The sequence below is a fragment of the Pseudomonas campi genome (assembly GCF_013200955.2).
In the GTDB taxonomy this organism is placed as follows: Bacteria; Pseudomonadota; Gammaproteobacteria; order Pseudomonadales; family Pseudomonadaceae; genus Aquipseudomonas; species Aquipseudomonas campi.
The window spans coordinates 621,866-644,801 of sequence record NZ_CP053697.2 but is presented as its reverse complement, the minus strand read 5'-3'; the positions used below and the strand labels follow the sequence as shown (position 1 = coordinate 644,801).

General features: G+C 63.8%; 15 protein-coding genes and 1 pseudogene. 12 read left to right on the top strand and 4 right to left on the bottom strand.

Annotation, left to right across the window (positions count from 1 at the left end):
• Positions 1 to 129 precede the first annotated feature (129 nt).
• The 4 genes from HNE05_RS02855 (at position 130) to HNE05_RS02840 (ending at position 6,239) form a co-directional block, all read left to right on the top strand.
• Entirely contained in the window at positions 130 to 2,835 is a 2,706-nt protein-coding gene (locus HNE05_RS02855; RefSeq protein ID WP_173203131.1) for an ATP-binding protein, read from the top strand.
• Positions 2,832 to 4,991, top strand: coding sequence for a two-component system response regulator (locus HNE05_RS02850; RefSeq protein ID WP_173203129.1), 2,160 nt, complete (start codon positions 2,832 to 2,834; stop codon positions 4,989 to 4,991). Before HNE05_RS02855 ends, HNE05_RS02850 begins: the two co-directional genes overlap by 4 nt.
• Positions 4,992 to 5,188: 197 nt before the next feature.
• The gene (locus tag HNE05_RS02845; RefSeq protein ID WP_173203127.1) at positions 5,189 to 5,683 is read left to right on the top strand and encodes a hypothetical protein; all 495 of its coding nucleotides are present in this window, start codon (positions 5,189 to 5,191) and stop codon (positions 5,681 to 5,683) included.
• Positions 5,684 to 5,858: 175 nt separating this feature from the next.
• The gene (locus tag HNE05_RS02840) at positions 5,859 to 6,239 is read left to right on the top strand and encodes a MerR family transcriptional regulator (protein ID WP_173203125.1); all 381 of its coding nucleotides are present in this window, start codon (positions 5,859 to 5,861) and stop codon (positions 6,237 to 6,239) included.
• Here HNE05_RS02840 and HNE05_RS02835 read toward each other — a convergent pair.
• Entirely contained in the window at positions 6,236 to 7,228 is a 993-nt protein-coding gene (locus HNE05_RS02835) for an NAD-dependent epimerase/dehydratase family protein (RefSeq protein WP_173203123.1), read from the bottom strand. The genes HNE05_RS02840 and HNE05_RS02835 overlap by 4 nt on opposite strands.
• Positions 7,229 to 7,504: 276 nt before the next feature.
• Here HNE05_RS02835 and HNE05_RS02830 point away from each other — a divergent pair.
• A pseudogene (locus HNE05_RS02830) lies at positions 7,505 to 7,729 on the top strand (hypothetical protein); the annotation flags it as partial.
• 62 nt (positions 7,730 to 7,791) lie between these two features.
• On the opposite strand, the gene HNE05_RS02825 reads toward HNE05_RS02830, so the two are convergent.
• Both HNE05_RS02825 and HNE05_RS02820 read right to left on the bottom strand, forming a co-directional pair.
• Positions 7,792 to 9,882, bottom strand: coding sequence for a TonB-dependent copper receptor (locus HNE05_RS02825; protein ID WP_173203121.1), 2,091 nt, complete (start codon positions 9,880 to 9,882; stop codon positions 7,792 to 7,794).
• Positions 9,883 to 9,943: 61 nt separating this feature from the next.
• Entirely contained in the window at positions 9,944 to 10,309 is a 366-nt protein-coding gene (locus HNE05_RS02820; RefSeq protein ID WP_173203119.1) for a hypothetical protein, read from the bottom strand.
• A 228-nt stretch (positions 10,310 to 10,537) separates the two neighbouring features.
• On the opposite strand from HNE05_RS02820, the gene HNE05_RS02815 reads away from it, so the two are divergent.
• From HNE05_RS02815 to HNE05_RS02805, 3 genes are all read left to right on the top strand, one after another.
• Positions 10,538 to 19,153, top strand: coding sequence for a glycoside hydrolase family 94 protein (locus HNE05_RS02815; protein WP_173203117.1), 8,616 nt, complete (start codon positions 10,538 to 10,540; stop codon positions 19,151 to 19,153).
• Positions 19,154 to 19,234: 81 nt separating this feature from the next.
• A complete protein-coding gene (locus HNE05_RS02810) occupies positions 19,235 to 19,450 on the top strand; it encodes a CsbD family protein (RefSeq protein ID WP_173203115.1) in 216 nt (71 codons plus the stop codon).
• Positions 19,451 to 19,488: 38 nt separating this feature from the next.
• The gene (locus tag HNE05_RS02805) at positions 19,489 to 19,677 is read left to right on the top strand and encodes a hypothetical protein (RefSeq protein WP_173203113.1); all 189 of its coding nucleotides are present in this window, start codon (positions 19,489 to 19,491) and stop codon (positions 19,675 to 19,677) included.
• A 355-nt stretch (positions 19,678 to 20,032) separates the two neighbouring features.
• On the opposite strand, the gene HNE05_RS02800 is transcribed toward HNE05_RS02805, so the two are convergent.
• Positions 20,033 to 20,347, bottom strand: a complete 315-nt coding sequence (locus HNE05_RS02800) for a helix-turn-helix domain-containing protein (protein WP_173203110.1) — start codon at positions 20,345 to 20,347, stop codon at positions 20,033 to 20,035.
• Between the two features lie 227 nt (positions 20,348 to 20,574).
• Between HNE05_RS02800 and HNE05_RS02795 the strand changes: the two genes are divergently transcribed.
• From HNE05_RS02795 to HNE05_RS02780, 4 genes are all read left to right on the top strand, one after another.
• The gene (locus HNE05_RS02795) at positions 20,575 to 20,892 is read left to right on the top strand and encodes a hypothetical protein (protein WP_173203108.1); all 318 of its coding nucleotides are present in this window, start codon (positions 20,575 to 20,577) and stop codon (positions 20,890 to 20,892) included.
• Positions 20,893 to 20,896: 4 nt separating this feature from the next.
• Positions 20,897 to 21,295, top strand: coding sequence for a DUF6957 family protein (locus HNE05_RS02790; protein ID WP_173203106.1), 399 nt, complete (start codon positions 20,897 to 20,899; stop codon positions 21,293 to 21,295).
• Positions 21,296 to 21,627: 332 nt separating this feature from the next.
• Positions 21,628 to 22,281 (top strand): hypothetical protein, encoded by a 654-nt coding sequence (locus HNE05_RS02785; RefSeq protein WP_240008806.1) that lies wholly within the window; start codon positions 21,628 to 21,630, stop codon positions 22,279 to 22,281.
• 159 nt (positions 22,282 to 22,440) lie between these two features.
• On the top strand, positions 22,441 to 22,935 hold the full coding sequence (locus HNE05_RS02780) for a hypothetical protein (protein WP_173203104.1): 495 nt from the start codon (positions 22,441 to 22,443) through the stop codon (positions 22,933 to 22,935).
• Position 22,936: the final 1 nt, after the last annotated feature.

The window sequence follows — 22,936 nt, the reverse complement described above, 5'->3', positions numbered from 1 at the left end:
CCGCCTGGCTGACGCCGATTCATAAGGTATCCTCCTTATAGGTGGCAGCCGCGCCATCCGCTCGCACCACGCTGGGAGGCTCACCATGTCCGCACACGCCACAGGCTGTCAGGCGCCGGGAGCGCTCGCATGAGCGTAAGAAAAGATGCGCTCTTGATCCTCCTGAGCTTCAGCCTCTTGCTCTTCTACCCAGTGATTGCGGGTGCCACCTGGCAGAGCAGCAGCGATGTGCATGCCCTGCTCGAACTGTCCTCTGCGCTGGTGGCCGTGACAGCGGGGGTGATGGTGTTGCTGCACTTTCTCACCACCGGGCGCTGGTTCTTTCTATTCGTCTCGATTGGCTTGGTGCAGATTGGCGGCGAGGAGTTTATCCATGCCCTGTTTGCCTTTGACCGGCTGTGGATCGATCCCCCCGCGCAAATCCGCTGGGCCATTTCCACGACCTGGCTAACCGGCCGGGCAACCTTGTTGATATTTTTTGCCATCGCCTACTTTTTTGGTAAAGGCGAAGTAGCGGCCGAGAGAAGGGTTCGTTACGCCTGCATTTTCAACGCTATCGGCTTTGTCTGCTCGGTGCTTATTGCGTTGAGCATCTTCCACTCGGCAGGGCTTTCCAGCGTTGTGCGTATCGGCTCCAGCAGCAAGCAACTGCTTGAGCTGTTCCTCGGTTTCTCGTTTTTCTGCATCTTCCTGCTGTACTGCCGCCTCTACTTCCGCAGGCTGTCGCGCAGCCCGCTGTTGCTGAGCATCGTGCTGTGTGCGGCGTTCCAGGTGCTGGTACATCTGTTCGTGTTCGATGCGCAGGTGTTTTATGACGCGCACTGGGATGCCGCCCACCTGTTGAAGCTGCTCGGTTACTTTTTCCCGATCTTCGGTGTCTGGGGCGAAACCATCAAAATCCACCAGATGGCCAAGGCGCAACTGGTGGAGTTGCAGAAGGAAATGAGCGAGCGCCAGCAAGCCGAAGCCCGCTTGCGCATCAGTGAGGAGCGTTTGCACCTGGCCACTGAAGCCGCTCACCTGGGAATTTGGGATTGGGATGTGCTCAGTAACGAGCTGGTCTGGGATGACGCCATGTACCAGCTGTATGGCATCCCCCGGGAGCAATTCACTGGGACCATCGATTGCTGGGCGCAATCCCTGGCACCTGAAGACCGCGAACGCACCATGGCGGACGTGGCGGCGGCACTGAATGGCGAGCGCTCCTACAGCACGGAGTTTCGTGTCATCTGGGCCGATGGTTCGGTGCATGTTATCGCCGGTATCGGCAACGCGATCAGATCGGAGTCCGGGCAGGCGTTGCGTATGGTGGGCATCAATTTCGACGTGACGGAGCGCAAGCGTACCGAGCAGGAACTGCAGCAGCATCGTGCCCATCTCGAGGAACTGGTGGCGCAGCGCACCAGCGCTCTGCAGCAGGCGCTCCGCCAGGCTGAGGCGGCCAACCAGGCCAAGAGCATGTTTCTCGCCAACATGAGCCATGAGCTGCGCACGCCGATGAACGCGATTCTCGGCTACTCGGACCTGATGCAGCGGGATTCCACGCTGCAGGGTGTGCAGCGGGACTACCTGGCCATCGTCAACAAGAGCGGGGCGCACCTGCTCAATCTGATCAACGATGTGCTGGACATGGCCAAAATCGAATCGGGGCAGATGCAACTGGCATTGAGCGCCTTCGACCTGGCCAACATGGTCGAGGATGTCGCCCGGATGTTGCGCGGCAGGGCCGAAGAGAAAGGCCTGCAGCTGCAGGTCGAACTGGCTGCCGATCTGCCGCGCTGGATCAGTGCCGACGAAAGGAAGCTGCGCCAGATACTGGTCAACCTGATTGGCAACGCGATCAAGAACACCACGGTCGGCGCTATATCGGTGCGCCTCTCGGCCCAGCCGCAGGATGGGCTAATCCGCCTGATGCTGGATGTGCAAGACAGCGGCTCAGGTATTGCCCAGAGCGACCTCGCCGCGATCTTCGAACCCTTTGTGCAGGGCGGCCGGCAGGCCAGTCGCAGCGGTACCGGGCTGGGCCTGCCGATTACGCGCGAATTCGTCCAGTTGATGGGCGGCACCATTACCGTTGAAAGCACCGTGGGCCAGGGCTCGGTCTTCCATGTGGAGGTCAATGTCGAGGCGGCCGTTGCCGGCGCACCCGTTACCCCCGGGGAGCTCCAGCGCGGCACTGTGCATCTGGCTGCCGGGCAGCGGGCCTGGCGCATTCTGGTGGCGGATGATCAGCCGGAGAACCGCAACCTTCTGGATCTGCTGCTGCGCCAGGCGGGCTTCCAGGTCGAACAGGCCGAGAATGGCGCGCAGGCGGTCGAGCGCTTCCAATCCTGGCAGCCGGATTTCATCTGGATGGATTGGCGCATGCCGGTGATGGACGGTATCGAAGCCATGCGCCAGATCCGTGAGCTACCCGGCGGCCGGCAAGTGAAAATTGCCGCGGTCTCGGCGTCGACTTTCCAGGAGCAACGGGCCGACCTGATTGCTGCCGGCATGGACGACTACGTGCGTAAACCCTATCGGGCGGACGAAATATTCGACTGCATGGCCAGGCTGCTGGGGCTGGAGTACGACTACTCAGCGGTGGAGAGCCCCGCGACCACCTTGGAGCCGGGCGAACTGAAAGAGCGCCTGGCACAGCTTCCCGCCGAGTTATGTCAGGCCCTGGCGCAGGCCCTGGAAATCCTCGAAAGCGAACGGATCGAGGCCGCGATCATCCGGGTTAGCGAGGTCGACGCCTTGCTGGCTCAGCACCTGCAGCGCCTGGCGGAACAACTGGACTATGCTTCCATGCTTGATGCGCTGTCCTGCATCAAACAAGGATACGGAGCATGACGGACAAGGGCACGATCCTCATCGTCGACGACACCCTGGCCTCGCTCAGGCTGCTGGCCGATACGCTGAAGCAGGAAGGTTATCGGGTGCGTGCCGCGGCCAGTGGTGAGCTGGCCCTGCGCTCGGCAGAGGCAGCGCCACCGGATCTGGTGCTGCTCGACGTACGCATGCCGGGCATTGACGGTTTCGAGACCTGTCGGCGCTTCAAGGCCAACCCACTGACCTGCAATATTCCGCTGATCTTCCTCAGCGCGGTGACCGAGAGCGACGACAAGATCAGGGGTTTCGAACTCGGCGCGGTGGATTTTCTCAGCAAACCCTTTGACCGCGGCGAGCTGCTCGCGCGGGTCGCGACCCATCTGAAGCTCTACCAACTGAGCAGCCGCCTGGAAAGCCTGGTCGAGCAGCGCACCCTGGCGCTGGGTGAAAGTGAAGCGCGCTTTCGCAGCATGATCGAGCAGGCGCCGGAGGCGATTTTCCTGTTCGATGTCGATCTCCAGCATTTTGTTGAGGTGAACAGGAAAGCCGAGCAATTGACCGGGCGCTCACGCGAGGAGCTGCTGGCCGGTGATATCGCGTCGCTGTATGGCGATCTGCCGCAGCTGGATGGCCTGCCGGCCAGCCAAACCATCCGCCTCAATCATGACGCCGCCCTGGCTGGCGAGGAGGTGGTGTTCGAACGGCAGCTGCGGCATGCCGATGGCCATGGTGTGCAATGTGAAATGCGCCTGGTCATGCTGCCAGGCACGGCGCACCGGCTGTTGCGCGCCAGCTATATCGATATCAGCGCGCGCAAGGCCGCAGAAGCACGGATCAATTACCTGGCCCACCATGATGTGCTGACCGGGCTGGCCAACCAGTACAGCCTGCAGCAGCAGTTGCAGCAGCGTATCGCGGCGGCGCCATTATCCGCGGCGATGTTCGCGGTGCTGGTGCTGGACCTCGATGCCTTCAAACTGATCAATGAAGTCCGCGGTCATCAGGTGGGTGATCGGCTGTTGACCGAGGTCGGTCACCGGCTGCAGGCGCTTGTCGCAGGGCATGGCCTGGCAGCGCGCCAGGGCGGCGATGAGTTCATCGTTATTCTCGATGGCCTGCCCACGAAGGAAAGCGTCGCGGCGTTTACCCAGCGGATTGCAGGCGCCATCGCCATGCCCTATGTGCTGGATGAGGCTGAGATATTGATCAGCGCCAGCATTGGTGTGTGCCTGTTTCCGGATGACGGCACGGACCACTTCGAGCTGATCAGCAAGGCCGATATGGCCATGTACCTAGCCAAGTCCCAAGGTGGGCAACGCTATGCGTTCTTCGATGAAAGCCTGAAGCAACAATTGCTCAACCGGGTGCAAGTCGAGGCGGACTTGCGCACGGCGATCAAGGAAAACCAGTTCATTCTGTATTACCAGCCACAGGTAGATCTGGCTAAAGGGCGCGTGACGGGCCTGGAGGCGCTGATTCGCTGGCAGCATCCGGAAAAGGGTCTGATACCGCCCAACGCCTTTATCCCGATTGCCGAGCAGACGGGGCTGATTACCACCCTCGACACCTGGAGCCTGCGCGAGGCCTGCCGCCAACTCAAGGAGTGGCAGGCAGCAGGACTGGCGGACGTGACGGTCTCGGTCAATCTCAGCGCGCAGCAGTTCCAGGACAGCGAGTTGCTGCCGCTGGTGGCAACCGTCCTGAGCGAGACGGGATTGCGCCCTGAACACCTCGATCTGGAGATCACCGAGAGTTGTGCCATGAGCTCGCCAGCGTGCGCCATCTCCATCATGCAGGCGCTGACCGAACTGGGCGTCAGCATCTCGATTGATGACTTCGGCACCGGCTATTCGTCCCTGGCCTATCTGAAGCAGTTCCCTATCGAGACGCTGAAGATCGATCGATCCTTCGTCATGAATATCGAGTCGGACGACAAGGTGGCGTCATTGTGCGACTCGATCGCCCACTTGGCTCATCGATTGGGTCTACGCGTGGTCGCCGAGGGCGTCGAAACCGAAGAGCAGCTGAAGTTCCTGGTCAGTTCGGCCTGCGATTCTGTGCAAGGCTATTTCTTCAGCAAGCCGTTGCCAGTGGCCAGTGTGCTGCAATTCGCCCACTCCTTTGCCTGGCAACAAGTTGGCCAGCCGGTCACCTACTTTGCACTGGATAGCAAATGACTGGATCGCTCCGGTTTTCCTAGGCGATAGTTAAACCAACGGGGCTGGTCGAGCATCTGCCAAGGACTGCACCCCGTCGTTTAGCCGACGAAAAAACCTGCCCCTTTGGCCGCCGAACCCGGCCAAGACTGAATACAATTGGCGCCCGATTACCCTGGGCCATGAAGATGGCTGCATCGCACAAGGAACTCGCCGCCATGGCCTCCCCGGATAAACAGCAAAAACGTGCCCAGCGGGCCAAAGCCAAGGCCAAGCAGAACCGTGCGGGCAAGGCCAAGGTCAATGTCGTCCATCCGCTACTGGCCAACCCACTGATCAACGAGCCGTTCGATGATGTGGCAATCGACCTGAGCACCTTCGACTTCCAAGACATCGAAGAGAACGGTTTCGACCCGGCCGACTTCGACGATCTGTTCGAGGCGATGAAAGCCGGCGAAGGCATCAGTCTGCTGGCGATGTGTCTGGTGTTCCTGCAATACCCGGTGCTGGAGCTGGTGGTTGCGGAGGAAGCGGAAGACGCGGCCACCGACTTCATGATGGGCCTGCTGATCACCTACCGCGCGCTCTTCCACGATGAAGACGAAGACACGGCCGTGGCGTGGATCGGCGGCGATGCCTTCCAGAATGCCTACAACGAAGCGTCGCTGATCCTGCAGAAGAAGAACGCACGCGGCGCTGCGGGAAATCTGTAGGAGCGAGCTCTGCTCGCGAACCGGTATCCCCTGGAGCTGCGCGAGCAGAGCTCGCACCTAGAAAAACTCACCGCCACCTTGGCGCACGGTTTTGCCATATGGGATCAGGTGGCCAGCCCAATGGGGAGCGCCTACAATCGGGCGCTTTGGCGGCAACTCAGGGAGCAGGAAAGGCATGTACATCGGAAGAATTGCCGCGCTGACGGGCTGTACACCGAAGGCCATTCGTTTGTACGAAAGTCTCGGCTTGCTGCCCGAACCGAGCCGCCGGGGCACGTACCGTTTCTATACGCCGCACCATGTCGACATCGTGCGGATCATCCGCGTGGCACAGTCTGCAGGGTTCAAGCTGTCGGAGCTGGGTACGGTGACCGAGGAAAAGAACCGGCAGAATCGCTTTCCGCTCGAACTTGCGAATGCAGGTATTGAAGCAAAGCGCCTGCAAGTGCAGGCGCAGATTGAAGCGCTCAAAGCGCTGGATGGGCGACTCATCGAGTTGAAGCGCGACATCAATGTGCTATTCGCCCAGCCCCCACAACCGGCTTGCGCTACCTAAGCTCGAGCCTGCCTTACACTCAGATACGCAAAGGCCATTCTTAGCGCCTCCTCCGGAGGTTTCGGCTGATAGCCCAGCTCGGCCCGTGCTTTGGCAATGCTGTATTCCTGCTTGATGCCGTAGAACATCCGCACCTGGCTGACGAGCAAATTGGCGGGCGTACCGGTGATGTGGGCCACGCGCTCTTTCAGCCATGCCACGCAGAGCAGCAACCACTTGGGGGCCTGGGGAGGTAGACGATAGCCGGGCGTGACCGTGTTGGCGGCGGCGACGAGCGAAGCCAGCGGCGACGAACGCTCATTGGCCAGGATGTAGCGATGACCCGGACGCCCCTTTGCCGCCGCCTGAATCATGCCCTGCGCCACGTCGCGCACGTCGACGAAATTGAAGTGGAAGTTTGGATCGAGGGGCACCTCGCGCTTCTGCACTGACGCGAGGAAGTTCATCGTGTCGGTGAGGCGCAGTGCGTTAGGGCCGATCATGGCGGATGGCAGCACCGAGACCATCCACAGGCCATGGGTTTGCGCTGCATGCCAGGCGGCTCGTTCGGCAAGAATCTTGGACTTGAAGTAGGCGTTGTGCTCTTCGGCGCTCCAGTCGTCTTCGGTCAACGGCAGCCCGTTCTGGCCGACCGCGGCGACCGAACTGACGTAGACAATCCGTTTGACGCCGGCCTCCGCCGCCGCCTCCATGAGGATGCGGGTACCGTTGACATTCGGATCGATGATTTCTGCCTGCGGGTCCTTCGCCCAGTGCTTGAACACGGCGGCGACCTGATACAGCACGTCCACGCCCTCCAGTGCCTGGAGCATGGCTGCCTTGTCCTGCAGCTCTGCATACACGAGTTCGCAGGACAGCCCCGCGAACGGTACGTGGTTGTCGAGATCGCGCACGCCGGCCCGTACCCTTTCGCCTCGCTCAAGCAACGCTCTCACCAGCGTGTTGCCGAGATGCCCGTTAGCGCCGGTTACCAAACACAAGTTACTCATCGTACTTCCTTGTCTTTATCTGACTTAGCTATGAATCGACGGCGCAACGATAAAGTCTGTCCCGCGGGACAGAGTCAAGTCCCGGTGCAGCCGGGGCATGAATGGGGAAGATGGGGCCACGATTTACTGCGGTTCAGCGCCAACTCCGACTCGTTGGGCATCCGCTTTTCCGTCTACCGCGTTGTTTCCACGTACTTCGGCGTTGGATTCCGGCTGGGTGAGCACAGCAAAGTACGGCTCTCAAGAGCACCCCATGGGGCTGGACCCGCAACGCTCCTGCAATACCCGGTGCTGGAGCTGGTGGTCGCGGAGGAAGCGGAAGACGCGGCCACCGACTTCATGATGGGCCTGCTGATCACCTATCGCGCGCTCTTCCACGATGAAGACGAAGACACGGCCGTGGCGTGGATCGGCGGTGACGCCTTCCAGCAGGCCTACAACGAAGCATCGCTGATCCTGCAGAAGAAGAACGCGCGCGGCACCCCAGGCGCCCGCGCTTAGCTGCGCGACCCCAACAAAAAAAGCCCGCCATTCGGCGGGCTCTGTTTTTCAGCCAAACGCGATCAGAAGCTCACATCCACCTTGGTCCACAAGGTACGTCCCGGCTCGTCGATGGCCACCGGCTCGGCCGGGTAGCCGAAACCGGCGTCGCCGGCCAGGTTGAGGTGCTCGGCGTAGTCCTTGTCGAACAGGTTATCCACGCCGGCGCTGAGCTTGAGGTTGTCGCTGACGCGGTAGGCACCGTTGAGCGAGAACACGGCGAAACCGGCGCTGCTGCCGAAATCCTGGCCGACCACGTTACCCTTGCCTGCGTCCACACGGTTTTGCGCGGCGACCACGCGCCACAGGGCGCCGGCGCTCCAGGCATCGCGCTCGTAGCTCAGGCCCAGGCGGGTTTCCAGCGGCGGCATTTGCGGTAACGCTTCGCCGTCGCTGCTGTTCTTGCCCCAGGCATAGGCCAGGGTGGCATCGGTCTTCCAGTTGTCGGTGAGGTTGTAGGCCACGCCCAGTTCGCCGCCCATGATGCGTGCATCGATGTTGTCGGCCTGGGAGCTGCTCATGCCCATCATGTCGGTGCTGTAGCTGAACAGGATGTAGTCGCGTACCTGGCCGACATAACCGGAAGCCCAGGCCTGCAGGTCAGCGCTGGCGTACTGCACGCCGAAGTCGAGCTGGGTGGTCTTCTCCGGTTTGATCCCAGCGAAGGCGTTGTCCGCGTCGCTCGGGCCGCTGCTGGCCGAGAACAGCTCCCAGTAGTCGGGGAAGCGCTGCACATGGCCGATACCGGCGTACAGGGTGGTCGGCGAGTCGGCCAAGTCATATTCGTAGCGGGCGAAGCCGCTGGGCAGGGTGTCGGCGCGGGTATCGCCTTCGGTCGGGTTGGCCACCTGCATCATGCCGCTCCAGGCGCTGGCGCGGTAATCCTTGGTAGTGGCCCGATCCAGGCGCGCACCCGCGACCACGCGATTGCGCTCTGCGGCATACCAGGTGGCTTCGGCGAAGGCGCCGTAGTTGTGGCTGACGGCATCCTTGTCCCAGGCGAACTGGTCGGTGTCGCTGTAGGAATCGCTCATCATGTCGTAATCGGAATTGCGCCAGCGATGCTCGCTGCGCAGGGCGTCGACACCGCTGACCAGTTCCACGTCGGTCCACTTGAAGGTCGCAGCGAAGCGCCCGCCGAGGGTACGGCGGTCGACCTGCGAGGCCATTGGCATGGGCATCATGCTGCTCGGATCGGGATCGCGCAGGCTGAAGTTATCCATGATGTGGTCGGCGTAGTTGTAGTAGACCTGCGCCTCGACCTTATCCAGCACACCGCCGAGGTTGCTCTTCTCGAAGCGCAGGCCGAGGCTCTCGCGCTCGAACTGCGCGCCGTCCATGCTGCGCCCGGCGTAACGGGACTCGCCGTCGCCCTTGCCGGCGGTGAACTCGATCAGTGTGTCGGCGTCCGGGGTCCAGCCGATGGCCAGATCGCCGTTCCACTTCTTCCAGCGCGACGGCACCGTGTCACCGTCGCCATCCTCGTAGTCGTCGGACTGCGCCTGGTTGCCGACAAACCGCAGGTAGCCCTGCTCACTGCCGACGGCACCATCCAGCACCTGGTCGAAACGGCCGTTGGAGCCGGCCAGCAGGCTGGCATTCAGGCGGCTGCCAAGCTCGCCGAAGCGCTCCGGTTCACGCTCGAAGAGCACGGTACCGGCCGAGGCGCCCGGCCCCCAGAGCACGGTCTGCGGGCCCTTGATCACGGTCAGCTGGTCGTAGGTTTCCGGCGAGATGTACGAGCTCGGTGCGTCCATGCGGTAGGGGCAGGCGCCGAGCATCAGGCCGCCATTGGCGCGCAGGTTGATGCGCGAGCCGAACATGCCGCGCAGCACCGTGTCGCCATTGGTGCCGCCGCTGCGAATGGCGGAGAAGCCGGGAATGGTCTTCAGGTAGTCAGTGGCATCGCTGGCAGGCACCGGCTGGCGGGCATCCTTGGGATTGGCGATCACGGTCAGCGGCGAGCTTTGTTGCACGGCAGTGATCACGGTGGGCGCCAATTCGTTATTGGCGATTTCTTCGGCCAGCACCGGGGCGGCCATGGCCAGGGTCAGTGCGGAAAGGACGAACGGCAGACGGCCGGCGCGCGCCGGCGAGAATACGGATGCGGTCATGGTGTTTCCTGAAAATTTGGGCAGCGCTAAACCCTCGATGGGAGGGCGAGTGATGGCGGTTTCAGGAAAACGCTGGTGGCGCCCGTCCAGGCGGCGCCACCAAGAACGGCGGGCTGAGCGCCAGCAGTTCGGCGAAGCGCGGACGCTGTGGTGAAGGAGCCACCTCGGGAGGCGGTGGGCTGAAGGGGAAGGATTGCAGGCTGGCCAAGTGCGCGCCGCACTGCATGCAGGGCAATTGCTGGCTGGCGGAGCTGTCGTCGCCCTGCTCGCTTAGCTGCCACTGCACACCCTGTGAAGTACACAGCAGCATGAAGCCATCGGCACTCATCAGCGGCATGGCCCACAGCGGCATGCTCACGCGCAGCAGCATGCCCACCAGGGCAAAGGCGTAGAGCCAATCGCGGAAACTGCGGCTGAGTGGGTTCAAGGACGACATCCGTTTAGGTCGGCGCATTCTAGCGGGCTGAGCGCCCAGCGCAGGGGGACACAGCGTCGCACCCGCCCGCGCTATGTGCGCCAACGGACAGACCAGCCCCCGCCGCGCCGCGCACACTCACCAGAGCAACGCCGTGCCAGCCCCAGCGCTGGCGTCTTCCCCCGCGTCGCCGCCGCCTGCGTCTGCCGCAGGCCGTCGTCGCGCCCCGCCAAGGACACCATGGACAGTCAATGGACCCGCACCCTGAGCCGCCTATGGCGCAAACCGCCGCCGCAATTCGAGTATGAGCCGGTCCTGCGCGCTGAACTGTTCAGCGCCGAACAGATGGCCAGCCACGGCATCCACCTGGCCCGTCAGCATCGCCTGAGCCCCGGTTCGGCCAGTGACTCGCTGCTGCAGCGCCTGGCCGACAACAGCGCCACCCTGGCCAGCAGTTGCGCCACCCTGAGCAGCGTGGCGCCGGCCGTGCGCCGGGCCACGCCGGCGGCGGAATGGCTGCTGGACAACTTCTACCTGATCGAGGAACAGATCCGCACCGCGCAGAAGCACCTGCCCAAGGGTTACTGCCGCGAACTGCCGCGCCTGGCCAACGGCCCCTCGGCCGGCTTGCCGCGGGTCTACGACATCGCCCTGGATACCATTTCCCATGGCGACGGACGGGTCGACTGCGAGAGCCTGAGCCGCTTCGTCGAGGCCTACCAGAGCTGCATGCCACTGACCCTCGGCGAGCTGTGGGCGATCCCGATCATGCTGCGCCTGGCGCTGATCGAGAACCTGCGCCGCGTCGCCGCGCGCGTCATGGCCAACTGGAACGACCGCACCCTGGCCAACGAGTGGGCCGACCAGCTCACCGAAACCGCCGAGCGCGATGCCAAGAGCATCGTCCTCGCGGTGGCCGACATGGCCCGTTCCGCACCGCCGATGAGCAGCTCGTTCGTCGCCGAGCTGGCGCGCCGCCTGCAGGGGCAGAACGCGGCGCTGATCCTGCCGCTGACCTGGATCGAACAGCTGCTCGGCGAGTCCGGGCTGAGCATCGAGCGTCTGGTGCAACTGGATGCCCAGCAGCAGGCCGCCGAACAGGTCTCCATCAGCAACAGCATCGCCAGCCTGCGCCTGCTCACGGCCAGCGACTGGAAGAGCTTCGTCGAGAGCCTCAGCCGCGTCGAACAGCTGCTACGCGAAGACCCGGCGCAGGTCTACGTGCAGATGGACTTCGCCACCCGCGACCACTACCGCCATGCCGTCGAGCGCCTGGCGCGGAACTGCCCACACAGCGAGGAAGACGTGGCGCACGCCGCCATTGCCCTGGCGGTTGGCGCGGCCACAGGTGATGCCACGCTCGTCACTGCGCATGTCGGCTACTACCTGATCGGCCAGGGCCGCGCCGAGCTGGAACGCCGCCTCACCGCCCAAGTGCCGCTGAGTGAAGCCTGGCAGCGCCTGCTGCGCCGCGCCCCGCTGACGATGTTCCTCGGCCCGGTGCTGCTGCTCACCCTGCTGTTCGCCTGGCCTTTTCTCGCGTTGCTGCAACCCGGCGGCGCGCCGGGCTATCTGCTGGCGCTGCTCGCCCTTCCCACTCTAGTCATCAGCAGTCGCCTGGCCATCGGCCTGGTCAACTGGCTGGTGACCCTGACCGTTAGCCCGGAAATCCTGCCGCGCCTGGACTACAGCGACAGCATCCCGGCCCAGGCCGGCACCCTGGTGGTGGTGCCCAGCCTGATCGGCAGCACCCGCGATATCGAGGAACTGGTCGAAGGCCTGGAAGTGCGCTTCCTCGCCAACCGCGACGACAACCTGCACTTCGCCCTGCTCACCGACTTTCTCGACGCCGCCAGCGCCGAACTGCCGCAGGACGCCGAGCTGTTGCAACTGGCCCGCCAGCTGGTCGAGGCGCTGAACCGCAAATACCCCTGCGGCGACTGCGAGCGCTTCTTCCTGCTGCACCGGCCACGCCGCTGGAACCCCGCCGAGCAGCGCTGGATGGGCCATGAACGCAAGCGCGGCAAGATCGCCGAACTCAATGCGCTGCTGCGCGGTCGCGGCCAGGAGCGCTTCAGCCTGATCGTCGGCGCGATCACGGCACTGCCGCCGGTGACCTATGTAATCACCCTGGACACCGACACCCAGCTGCCGCGCGATGTCGCCCGCCAGTTCATCGGTGCCATGGCCCACCCACTCAACCGCGCGCAGTACGACCCGCTGCAACGGCGCATCAGCGCCGGCTACGCGATCCTCCAGCCGCGGGTCGGCATCAGCCTGCCGAGCAGCGCGCGCTCGGCCTACGCCCAGCTGTTCGGCAGCGACGCCGGGATCGATCCCTACACCCGCGCCGTATCCGACGTGTACCAGGACCTGTTCCAGCACGGCTCGTTCATCGGCAAGGGCATCTACGCCGTGGATGCCTTCGAGCATGCCCTCAGCGACTGCCTGCCGGACAACCGCATCCTCAGCCATGACTTGATCGAGGGCTGCTACGCGCGCTGCGGTCTGCTCAGCGACGTGCAGCTGTACGAGGAACACCCGGCGCGCTACAGCGCCGATGCCAAGCGCCGCCATCGCTGGATTCGCGGCGACTGGCAGTTGCTGCCGTGGCTGCTGCCGTGGACGCCGACCGCCTGCGGCGCGCGCGAGCGCAACCGCCTGAGCGCCCTGGCGCGCTGGAAGATCTTCGACAACCTGCGCCGCAGCCTGGAACCGCTGGCCTTTCTGACGATGCTGCTGTGGGGCTGGTTCGCGGTGGCCGAGCCGCTGCCCTGGACCCTGGCGGTGCTGGCCCTGGTGCTGACCCAGCCGCTGCTCGCCTCGCTCCAGGAGCTGCTGCGCAAAACCCACGACATGCCCCTGCACCAGCACCTCAGCGCCACCCTGCGCAGCACCGGCCTGCACCTGGCCCGCGCCCTGCTGGCGCTGGTCTGGCTGCCCTACGAGGCACTGTGCAGCCTCGACGCCATCGCCCGCACGCTGTGGCGCATGCTGGTCAGCAAGCGCCGCCTGCTGCAGTGGAACCCCTCGCGGGAAGTCGAGCGCAGCAGCCGCAACGAACTGCCGGGGTTGTATCGCCAGATGGCCGTCGCGCCGCTGCTGGCCGTGCTGGTCGGCGCGGGCCTGCTGCTGGTGCAGCCGGCGCTGCTGGGCCTGGCCGGGCCCTTCCTGCTGGCCTGGCTGGCCGCGCCGGGGATTGCCTGGTGGCTGAGCCGGGCGACCACGCAGCGCCCGTTCACCCCGACTGCCGAGGAGCTGCGCTTCCTGCGCGTACTGGCGCGCCAGACCTGGGCATTCTTCGACGAGCATGTCGGCCCGGCGGACAACTGGCTGCCGCCGGACAATATCCAGCAAGCCCCCAATCTGGTGGTCGCCCACCGCACCTCGCCGACCAACATGGGCATGGCCCTGCTCTCGCACCTGGCGGCCCACGACTTCGGCTACCTCAGCAGCGGCCGCCTGCTGGAACGCCTCGACCAGTCGCTGACCAGCATGGCCCGCCTGCAGCGCCATCGCCGGCACTTCTTCAACTGGTACGACACGCAGAGCCTGCAGCCGCTGCCGCCGCACTACATCTCCACCGTGGACAGCGGCAACCTGGCCGGGCTGCTGCTGACCCTGCGTCCCGGCCTGCTGGCCCTGGCCGATGCGCCGCTGCTGCAGCCGCGCCAGTTCGACGGCCTGGCCGACAGCCTGGCCGCCCTGCACGACGCCCTGGCCGCCGCGACACTGGAAACCGCGCCACTGCACACCATGCAGAGCGAACTGGATGCCGCCCTGGCGGCAGCACCGAGCAGCATCGACGCCGCCCTGCTGCGCCTGCAACGCCTCAGCCGGCAAGCCGACGCCCTGAACGCCGCCCTCAGCCTGCCCGCGGCCAGCGATGCGCAGTTCTGGCTGAGCGCCCTGCAGGCACACTGTCAGGACCTGCTGCGCGAGTTGCTGACCTGCCAGCTGCCCGCCAGCAGCAGCCCCGCACCGATCAGCAGCTGGCGCCAGCTGGCCGAGCTGGAGCCGGGCCAATGGCCGCTCGCCGCCCAGGCCCGGGTCAGCGCCGTGCGCGATGCCGCCGGCGCACGCCTGGCCCAGCTGACGCGCCTGGCCGAACTGGTCGAGGACCTGGCCGACATGGACTTCAGCTTCCTCTACGACCCGCAGCGCGACCTCTTCGCCATCGGCTACAACGCCGACGAGCAGCGCCTGGACGAAGCCTGCTACGACCTGCTGGCCTCCGAGGCGCGGCTGACCAACTTCGTGGTGATCGCCCAGGGCCAGTTGCCCCAGGAAGGCTGGTTCACCCTCGGCCGGCTGCTCACCAGCAACGCCGGGGTGCCGGTGCTGCTGTCCTGGTCCGGTTCGATGTTCGAATACCTGATGCCGCTGCTGGTGATGCCCAGCTACGCCGGCACCCTGCTGGAACAGACCTGCCGCGCCGCAGTGGCCCGGCAGATCGAATACGGCAACCAGCTCGGCCTGCCCTGGGGCGTGTCCGAGTCGGGCTACAACACCCAGGACGCCCAGGGCAATTACCAGTACCGCGCCTTCGGTGTGCCCGGCCTGGGGCTCAAGCGCGGTCTTGGCGAAGACAGCGTGGTGGCGCCCTACGCCACGGCCCTGGCCCTGCTGCTGGTGCCGGACGCCGCCTGCAAGAACCTCCAGCGTCTGGCCGGCATGGGCCTGGCCGGGCGTTTCGGTCTGCATGAAGCAATCGACTTCACCAGCAGCCGCCTGCCCCGTGGACAGAGCGCGGCGGTGGTCCGTTCGTTCATGGCCCACCATCAGGGCATGAGCCTGCTGGCGTTGACCGCCCTGCTGCTGGAGCGCCCGATGCAGCGGCGCTTCGAGTCAGACCCGCAGTTCCAGGCCACCGCCTTGCTGCTGCAGGAGCGCGTGCCGAAAAGCGCCGCGCAGTACCTGCACGCGGCCAATGCCTCGGTCGCCGACACGGCGGCACGGGTCAGCGAAACCAAGCTGCGCGTGTACACCGACCCGGAGCGCAAACGCCCCGCCGTGCAGCTGCTGTCCAACGGCCGCTACCACGTCATGCTGAGCAGCGCCGGGGGCGGCTACAGCCGTTGCAACGAGCTGGCCGTGACCCGCTGGCAGGAGGACATCACCTGCGACAACTGGGGCCAGTTCTGCTACCTGCGCGATGTCGCCAGCGGCGCCTACTGGTCCAGCGCGCACCAGCCGACGCTGCAGCGCACCGAGAGCTACGAGGCGATCTTCACCGATGCCCGCGCCGAGTTCCGCGTGCGCGAGCGCGGCTACGACTGCCACAGCGAGATCGTCGTCTCGCCGGAAGACGACATCGAGCTGCGCCGCTTGCACATCACCAACCGCGGCCGCGTGCGCCGCACCATCGAGCTGACCAGTTACGCCGAAGTGGTGCTGGCCACGCCGATCAGCGATGCCCTGCACCCGGCCTTCAGCAACCTGTTCGTGCAGAGCGAGCTGCTGCCCGCGCTGCAGGCCATTATCTGCACCCGGCGGCCGCGCGCCAGCGAGGAAAGCGTGCCCTGGATGTGCCACCTGCTGGCCGCCCACGGCGCGGATATCGAGGCGATTTCCTACGAGACCGAGCGCGTGCGTTTTCTCGGCCGTGGCCGCAGCGTGGCCAACCCGGCGGCGCTCGACCCCAGCTGCGGCGCGCTCAGCGGCAGCTGCGGCTCGGTGCTCGACCCGATCGTGGCGATCCGCTGCCGCTTCAGCCTGGATCCGGGGCAGACCGCCACCATCGACCTGGTCACCGGCCTCAGCCAGAGCCGCGAGGCCTGTCTGCAGCTGATCGACAAGTACCGCGACCGTCACCTGGCCGACCGCGTGTTCGACCTGGCCTGGACCCACAGCCAAGTACTGCTGCGCCAGCTCAATGCAACGCCGGCCGACGCCCGCCTGTTCGAGCAGATGGCCGCGGCGATTCTCTACGTCAACGCCTCGCTGCGCGCCGAGGCCGGCGTGCTCAGCGCCAACCGGCGCAGCCAGTCGGGCCTGTGGGGCCAGGCGATTTCCGGCGACCTGCCGATCGTCCTGCTGCAGATCGCCGACCCCGGCAATATCGAGCTGGTGCGCCAGCTGGTGCAGGCCCACGCCTACTGGCGGCAGAAAGGCCTGGTGGTGGACCTGGTGATCTGGAACGAAGACCAGGCCGGTTACCGCCAGCACCTGCAGGACCTGATCCTGGCCATCGTCACCTCGAGCAGCGAAGCCCACCTGCTCGACCGCCCTGGCGGCATCTTTGTGCGCCCGGCGCAGCAGCTGTCCAGTGAAGACCGCCTGCTGATGCTGGCGGTGGCGCGCCTGGTGCTCAGCGACAGTCGCGGCGGCCTGGCCGAGCAGGTCCATCGCCGCCGGGCGGAGGCGCCCTTGCCGCGTTTCGAGCCGCGCCTGCTGCGCTCGCCGCCGAGCAGCCTGCCGCCGCTGGCGCCCGCGCCGGGCAAGGTGCCCGGCGCCTTCAGTGCCGATGGCCGCGAATACGTGATCAGCCTGGCGCCAGGCCAGAGCACCCCGGCCCCCTGGGTCAACGTGCTGGCCAATCCGCAGTTCGGCACAGTGCTGTCGGAAAGCGGCGGTTCCTACACCTGGAGCGAGAATGCCCACGAGTTCCGCCTGACGCCCTGGCACAACGACCCGGTCGGCTATGCCAGCGACGAGGCGCTGTACCTGCGCGACGAGGAAAGCGGCCATTACTGGTCGCCCACCCCATTGCCGCGCCCCGGCAGCGGTGGCTACGTGACGCGGCACGGCTTCGGCTACAGCGTCTTCGAGCACGACGAGGACGGCATCCTCAGCGAGCTGTGGGTGTACGTGGCGCTGGACGCGCCGGTCAAGTTCTCCCGGCTCAAGGTGAGTAACCATTCGGGCCGTGCGCGGCGGCTGTCGGCCACCGGCTATGTGGCCTGGGTGCTCGGCGACCTGCGGCAGAAAACCGCCATGCATGTGGTCAGCGAGGCCGATCCGCAGAGTGGTGCGCTGCTCGCCCGCAACGCCTACTCCATCGAGTTCCCCGAGCGGGTGGCGTTCTTCGATGTGGATGCGCCGGTGCGCAGCGTCACCGCCGACCGCAGCGAGTTCATCGGCCGCAACGGCAACCTGCAGGCACCGGCGGCGCTGGCCCAGGTGCGCCTGTCCGGGCGCACCGGCAGCGGTCTCGACCCTTGCGCGGCGATCCAGGTCGGTTTCGAGCTGGCCGACGGCGACAGCCATGAACTGATCTTCCGCCTCGGCGCGGAACACAACGCTGCCTCCGCCAGCCGCCTGCTCCAGCGCCTGCGTGGCAGCAGCGCGGCGGCTGCGCAACTGGCGACGGTGCAGGCTTACTGGCGCACGACCCTCGGTGCGGTGCAGATCAGTACCCCGGAGCCAGCCATCGATGTGCTGGTCAACGGCTGGCTGATGTACCAGGTGATCGCCTGCCGCTTCTGGGCCCGCAGCGGTTTCTACCAGTCCGGTGGCGCCTACGGTTTCCGCGACCAGCTGCAGGACAGCATGGCCATGCTGCATGCCGACCCCGCGGCGGCACGCCGTCATCTGCTGCTGTGCGCCGCGCACCAGTTCGTCGAGGGCGATGTGCAGCACTGGTGGCATCCGCCACTGGATCGAGGCGTGCGCACTGGCTGCTCGGACGACTACCTGTGGCTGCCGCTGGCCACCAGCCGCTATGTGCAGCTGACTGGCGATCGCAGCGTGCTGGACGAGCCGGTCGGCTACCTCGAAGGCCGGCCGCGCAACCCTGGCGAAGAGTCCTATTACGATCTGCCCAGTCGCTCGCCGCTGGTGGAAAGCCTCTACCAGCACTGCCAGCGTGCACTCGACTACAGCCTGCCGCGCGGCGCCCACGGCCTGCCGCTGATCGGCTCCGGCGACTGGAACGACGGGATGAACCGGGTCGGCGAGCAGGGCCACGGCGAAAGCGTGTGGCTGGGCTTCTTCAGCCATGAGGTGTTCAGCCAGTTCGCCGTCATCGCCCGCCAGCAGGGCGATGGCGACTTCTCCCGACACTGCCTGCAACAGGCGGCCAGCCTGCGCAGCAACCTCGACCTGCACGGCTGGGACGGCGCCTGGTACCGCCGCGCCTACTTCGACGACGGCACGCCGCTGGGCTCAGCGAGCAACGACGAATGCCGCATCGACGCCATCGCCCAGAGCTGGGCGGTGCTCTCCGGCGCCGCCAGCCACGCGCACCAGCTCAGCGCCATGAACGCCCTCGAGCAGCACTTGCTGCGTCGCGATGTCGGCCTGCTGCAACTACTCGATCCGCCCTTCGACAAAGGCCTGCTCGACCCCGGCTACATCAAGGGTTATGTGCCGGGCGTGCGCGAGAACGGCGGGCAATACACCCATGCCGCCGTGTGGGCGAGTATGGCCTTCGCCGCGCTGGGCGACAGTCGGCGCGCCTGGCAGCTGCTGCGCATGCTCAACCCGGTCAGCCATGGCGAGAGCGCGGCCGGCATCGCCCGCTACAAGGCCGAGCCCTATGTGCTGGCCGCCGATGTCTATGGCGTAGCGCCACATGCCGGGCGCGGCGGCTGGAGCTGGTACACCGGTGCGGCGGGCTGGATGTACCGGCTGGTCGTCGAGTCGCTGCTCGGCGTGCAGCGCCACGGCAATAGTCTGCGCATGCAGCCGGTGCTGCCGGCGGACTGGCCGGGCTTCAGCCTCGACTATCAACTGGGCGGCAGCCGCTATCACATCGAGGTGCTCCAGACGACCAGCGGGGTCGGCTCGGTGCACCTGGACGGCGTGCGACTGGACGGCCACGACATCGTCTTGCTCGACGACGGCAACCCGCATCGGGTCGAGGTGCTGTACTGCGCCAACCCGACCGAGACACTGCTGGATCGGGTGCATTAGCCCGGACTATGGGGCGCAGCGCACCGACGGCACGCCTGCATCGCTGTCATGGTCGACTGAGAGTGAAACAGGAGAAACAAGATGAGCCGAGAACTCGCCGATGTGATCAAGAGCAAATGGCGGCAACTGGCCGGCCTCGCCCACATCGTCTGGGACGACCTGACCCTGGACGAGCTGCTCAAGTCCGAGGGTGATGCACAGAAACTGACTGCCCTGGTGCAGCAGCGCTACGACATGACCGAGCGCGAAGCCGAGAAGCAGGTAATCAGCTTCTTCGAGCGGCACCGCACCACTTAACGACCGACAGGAGGGCAGAACCTTCCCTGGAGCCCCACATGTTCTTCCCCTACTTCGTGGTCGCGCGCAGCTCCGGCAACATCATTCGCATCATCCAGCGCAGCAGCCCGCCCGGCGACAGCGATACGGTCATGAATGTGCACGCCTCGACCATGAGCCTGCACCGTTACCAGAGCCTGTTTGACGCCGGCCACGACCTGATCAGCCTGAAATCCGTACTGCAGTAAGCCTATTTCGTGCAGGCAATAAAAAACCCGGCACTCCTGGGGAATGCCGGGTTGCTTTGATGCGACGGCCCGCTATTTAGAAAGGGAGTGCGGATGAAATACGACTATCTAATTGTTTCATAAGGATTTTCCCCAAAAAATAGCTATTTCTGTAAAGGAGCCGAAACCAAGGATTTCTTAATCCACAGAGCCTCGCTCTTAGATTTCGTCCACCCTTAAACCGGTGCGCACCATATCTTATCTTTGCAGACGAATCAGCTCACGGAAAACGTAGCTAAGGGCAAGCCTGGCACTTTAGCGCACGCCCCACTACTTGGGGAGTGTCGAGCACCAGTATCAGATTCGCCACCTGGGGTTAGGCTGGAGGCTTTCCCTCTATGTCAAATCTGCCATACCCCAGCTCTAGAAGCTCCTCTCTAACTTGCAGTAACAGCTCTTGCGGGGCGGCGCTGGGGGCAGCGCTCAGGTAGCAGACAGCCAATAGCGTCACCGGGTGCACCCCTAAGACCGAAGCAATAGCATCAAGCTTATCGATTGTAGGGCTATAGACACCGCGCTCCAGAGCGCTCATATACGTCCTGCCGCTGACCTCCGAGAAATCCTCCTGGCTCAGCTCCTTCTGCTTTCGAATTGCTCGTAGGGCCGTACCAAACCCCCATTTAAGATCCATAGCTCATTTTCAATTGGTGAAAATTGAGCTTTATCCACTTTTGAACCGTATACGGCTACACAGTATACTGTTCATTTTAAGTGAGATGAGGTGACACAATGGGATCCCAGAAGGGCAAGGCTGACTTCGCATTCAGTTCCGACGCTCCAGGCACATGGTGCCTCAGCAAGAAAGGAAGTGAGCCCTGGATTCATATCACTCTCGCGTGCTCAACCGAGAAAACGGTAGTGAGCACCATTTCAACCAACGACTGCGAGCTCGTTAAGCGGGCACTCTCCGCTCCAGGTGAAGGGCTTTATGTGAGGAGTCTTCAGGCGGTGTTCTCTTGCACCTTTCCTGACAACGTAGGTGTCGGTGTCGCGGACGTTTACCAGCTCAACGAAGGCCAAACAAAGCGCGGAGAAGCATTCCATAGCTTTTATACAAAGTTCGGCACTTTCAGAATCGGCGGCCCTACCGAGCTAATGGCAAGCCAAGTGAAATTCGGGTCTGACGTGGTTCTCTACACCGCCAAACGCCCTCAACAACGCTACTTCGGGAACTGACGGAATGGACGAGCTAAAAGAAGTAGCCGACCTTCTTTACAGCGCTGGCATCCCTATGCCGGGCTCGGAGATCAACCAAGAGGAAGCAGTCAGGATCGTCCGCGAACGCTTTCCGTACTCGGAATACTGCCTCGTCCGGGATTGGATTTGGATTGACCTACATTTGACGCCTGCACAGCACGCTGAGCTAGTAAGGACTCAGCGTCAGCCCGTACTCGCTTACGCACACACTGTGATTTACGACAGCTCGCGAAGGTGGGACGTAGGCGACTTCGTGCGCACGTCTCCCCTGCATGCTTTCCACGAAGGTTTTATCTTCCAGACCTTGAACAGCATCTACATCTTGCTGGGAGATGGCGTGCGCAAGCGAGCGACGCTTGAAACCGTTGGCCGCCTTTTTTGACCACAAGCTGGGCCCCGTGCGCTCCACTGCCAACGTCAAAATAACGAGGTAGTCACGATGGAAGATCAAAGCCGAACAGCCGATAACATCCGCTGCTCTGTATGTTGCGATCCATGCTTTCAAGGGCATGGCGGCACATTGCATGGGGATTGTCCGAATGATGCCGGAGGAAGTGCCCGCTACCTGGCTCACCTATGCCAAGGCTGCTTTTGTGGAGCGCTGTCTTACTTGCGGCAGGAGCGTCAGATCTTGAGCCTCTTCGATGACCAGCTGCCGGCCCCTGATGATTCATTGGGTTTGATCATCGATGCCGACCATGAGGTGAAGCCCTGATGCGCCAGTCGATCCACGATGAAGTGATGAAGCTGACATCTAGGCTCGCACAGAGATGTCATCCGCGCGTGGCAGAGCAGTACGCAGCGGAGTTGGCACGCTACGCACGTCTTGATACTGCGTGCGATGCGTTCAACGCCTTTACAGGTTGCCGACCAGCCGATGATGCAGACCTCTTCGATTCGCTGGCCCAGCGCCGAAGGTGCATCGCAGATTTACTCGCGGGCGCCAACCTTGATGCTTTCGAGCAGGAAAAAACTGATGGGGTGTTCCTGGCAATCCCATTCTTTGGCTGGTGCTCGGATAAACAGCCCGTGTTCCTGGTGAATCGAACGAGCCAGGCAGTCACCTACATGCGTCGGCGCTTGTATGCTTTTGCGAGTGCAGACGACGGCATCGATGAGTACCGAACTGCCGGCAGCGCTTTCGCTGACGGCATCGCTGCCGGAGCCGTCATCCAGCCTGGCGAGCGACTACAGATCGATGACTACTCGATGAGCTACGACGGTGACTTCGTGAGCATTAGACGTGTTGTGCTCATCATTGAAGGAGAGCGCGCAGAGTGGTTCGTCAGCGTTTCGAAGCTGGCAGGCTTTTTGTGGGACGAAGACCTGCATGGCTTCCACGAACTCAAAAGGATTCAGGACACCTGAGCCTCTAGGTGCTGTTGCAGCGTTTTCCGACTGAGGTGCACGCTGTGACGCGAAAGCTGCTTTGATAGGCCTGCCTACGAAAGCGCCTTTTAACGCCGTGCTCATCGAGAGTGCGAAGCTATCGTTCAAGGCATGACGCAGCTTGCTGGAGAAGAGTATATGACCCTGGTTGAAGAGGCACTTGCGGCAGAATTGCCGAAGGCGGCCATTGATTTCTTCGTCGTCTTTTCGAGATTCGAGTGCGCGCTGAAGCGCTCGGGCACTTACGCAATCGGCAACGAAGACAGGGTTGATCCTGACTGGGATGGTTTTGCCCGAGACCTTGGCCCGGCCTTCCTAAAACAAGTTATCGAGCAAGGAATTGCCTCTGTAATGGTTAACCGTCCTCCTAAGAAGCAGGTGAAGCTAGCGGACGGAGCGCTGGGGTGGAAAGACATAGGGCCTGTTCAGAACACGGCGGAACTCTTTCTGGCGATCCGTCGAGCTCGCAATAACCTGGCTCATGGTGCGAAGTATCGCGACGGAGGCACTGGCCATATAGATCTCGTCGAGGGATCCGAACGAGACGATGAGCTTCTCAATCAGTCAATGGCGGTGCTGGAGTTGGCTCTGATGGAGCGCCCAGAAATCCACGGCTTCTTTCGACGCTACTGAG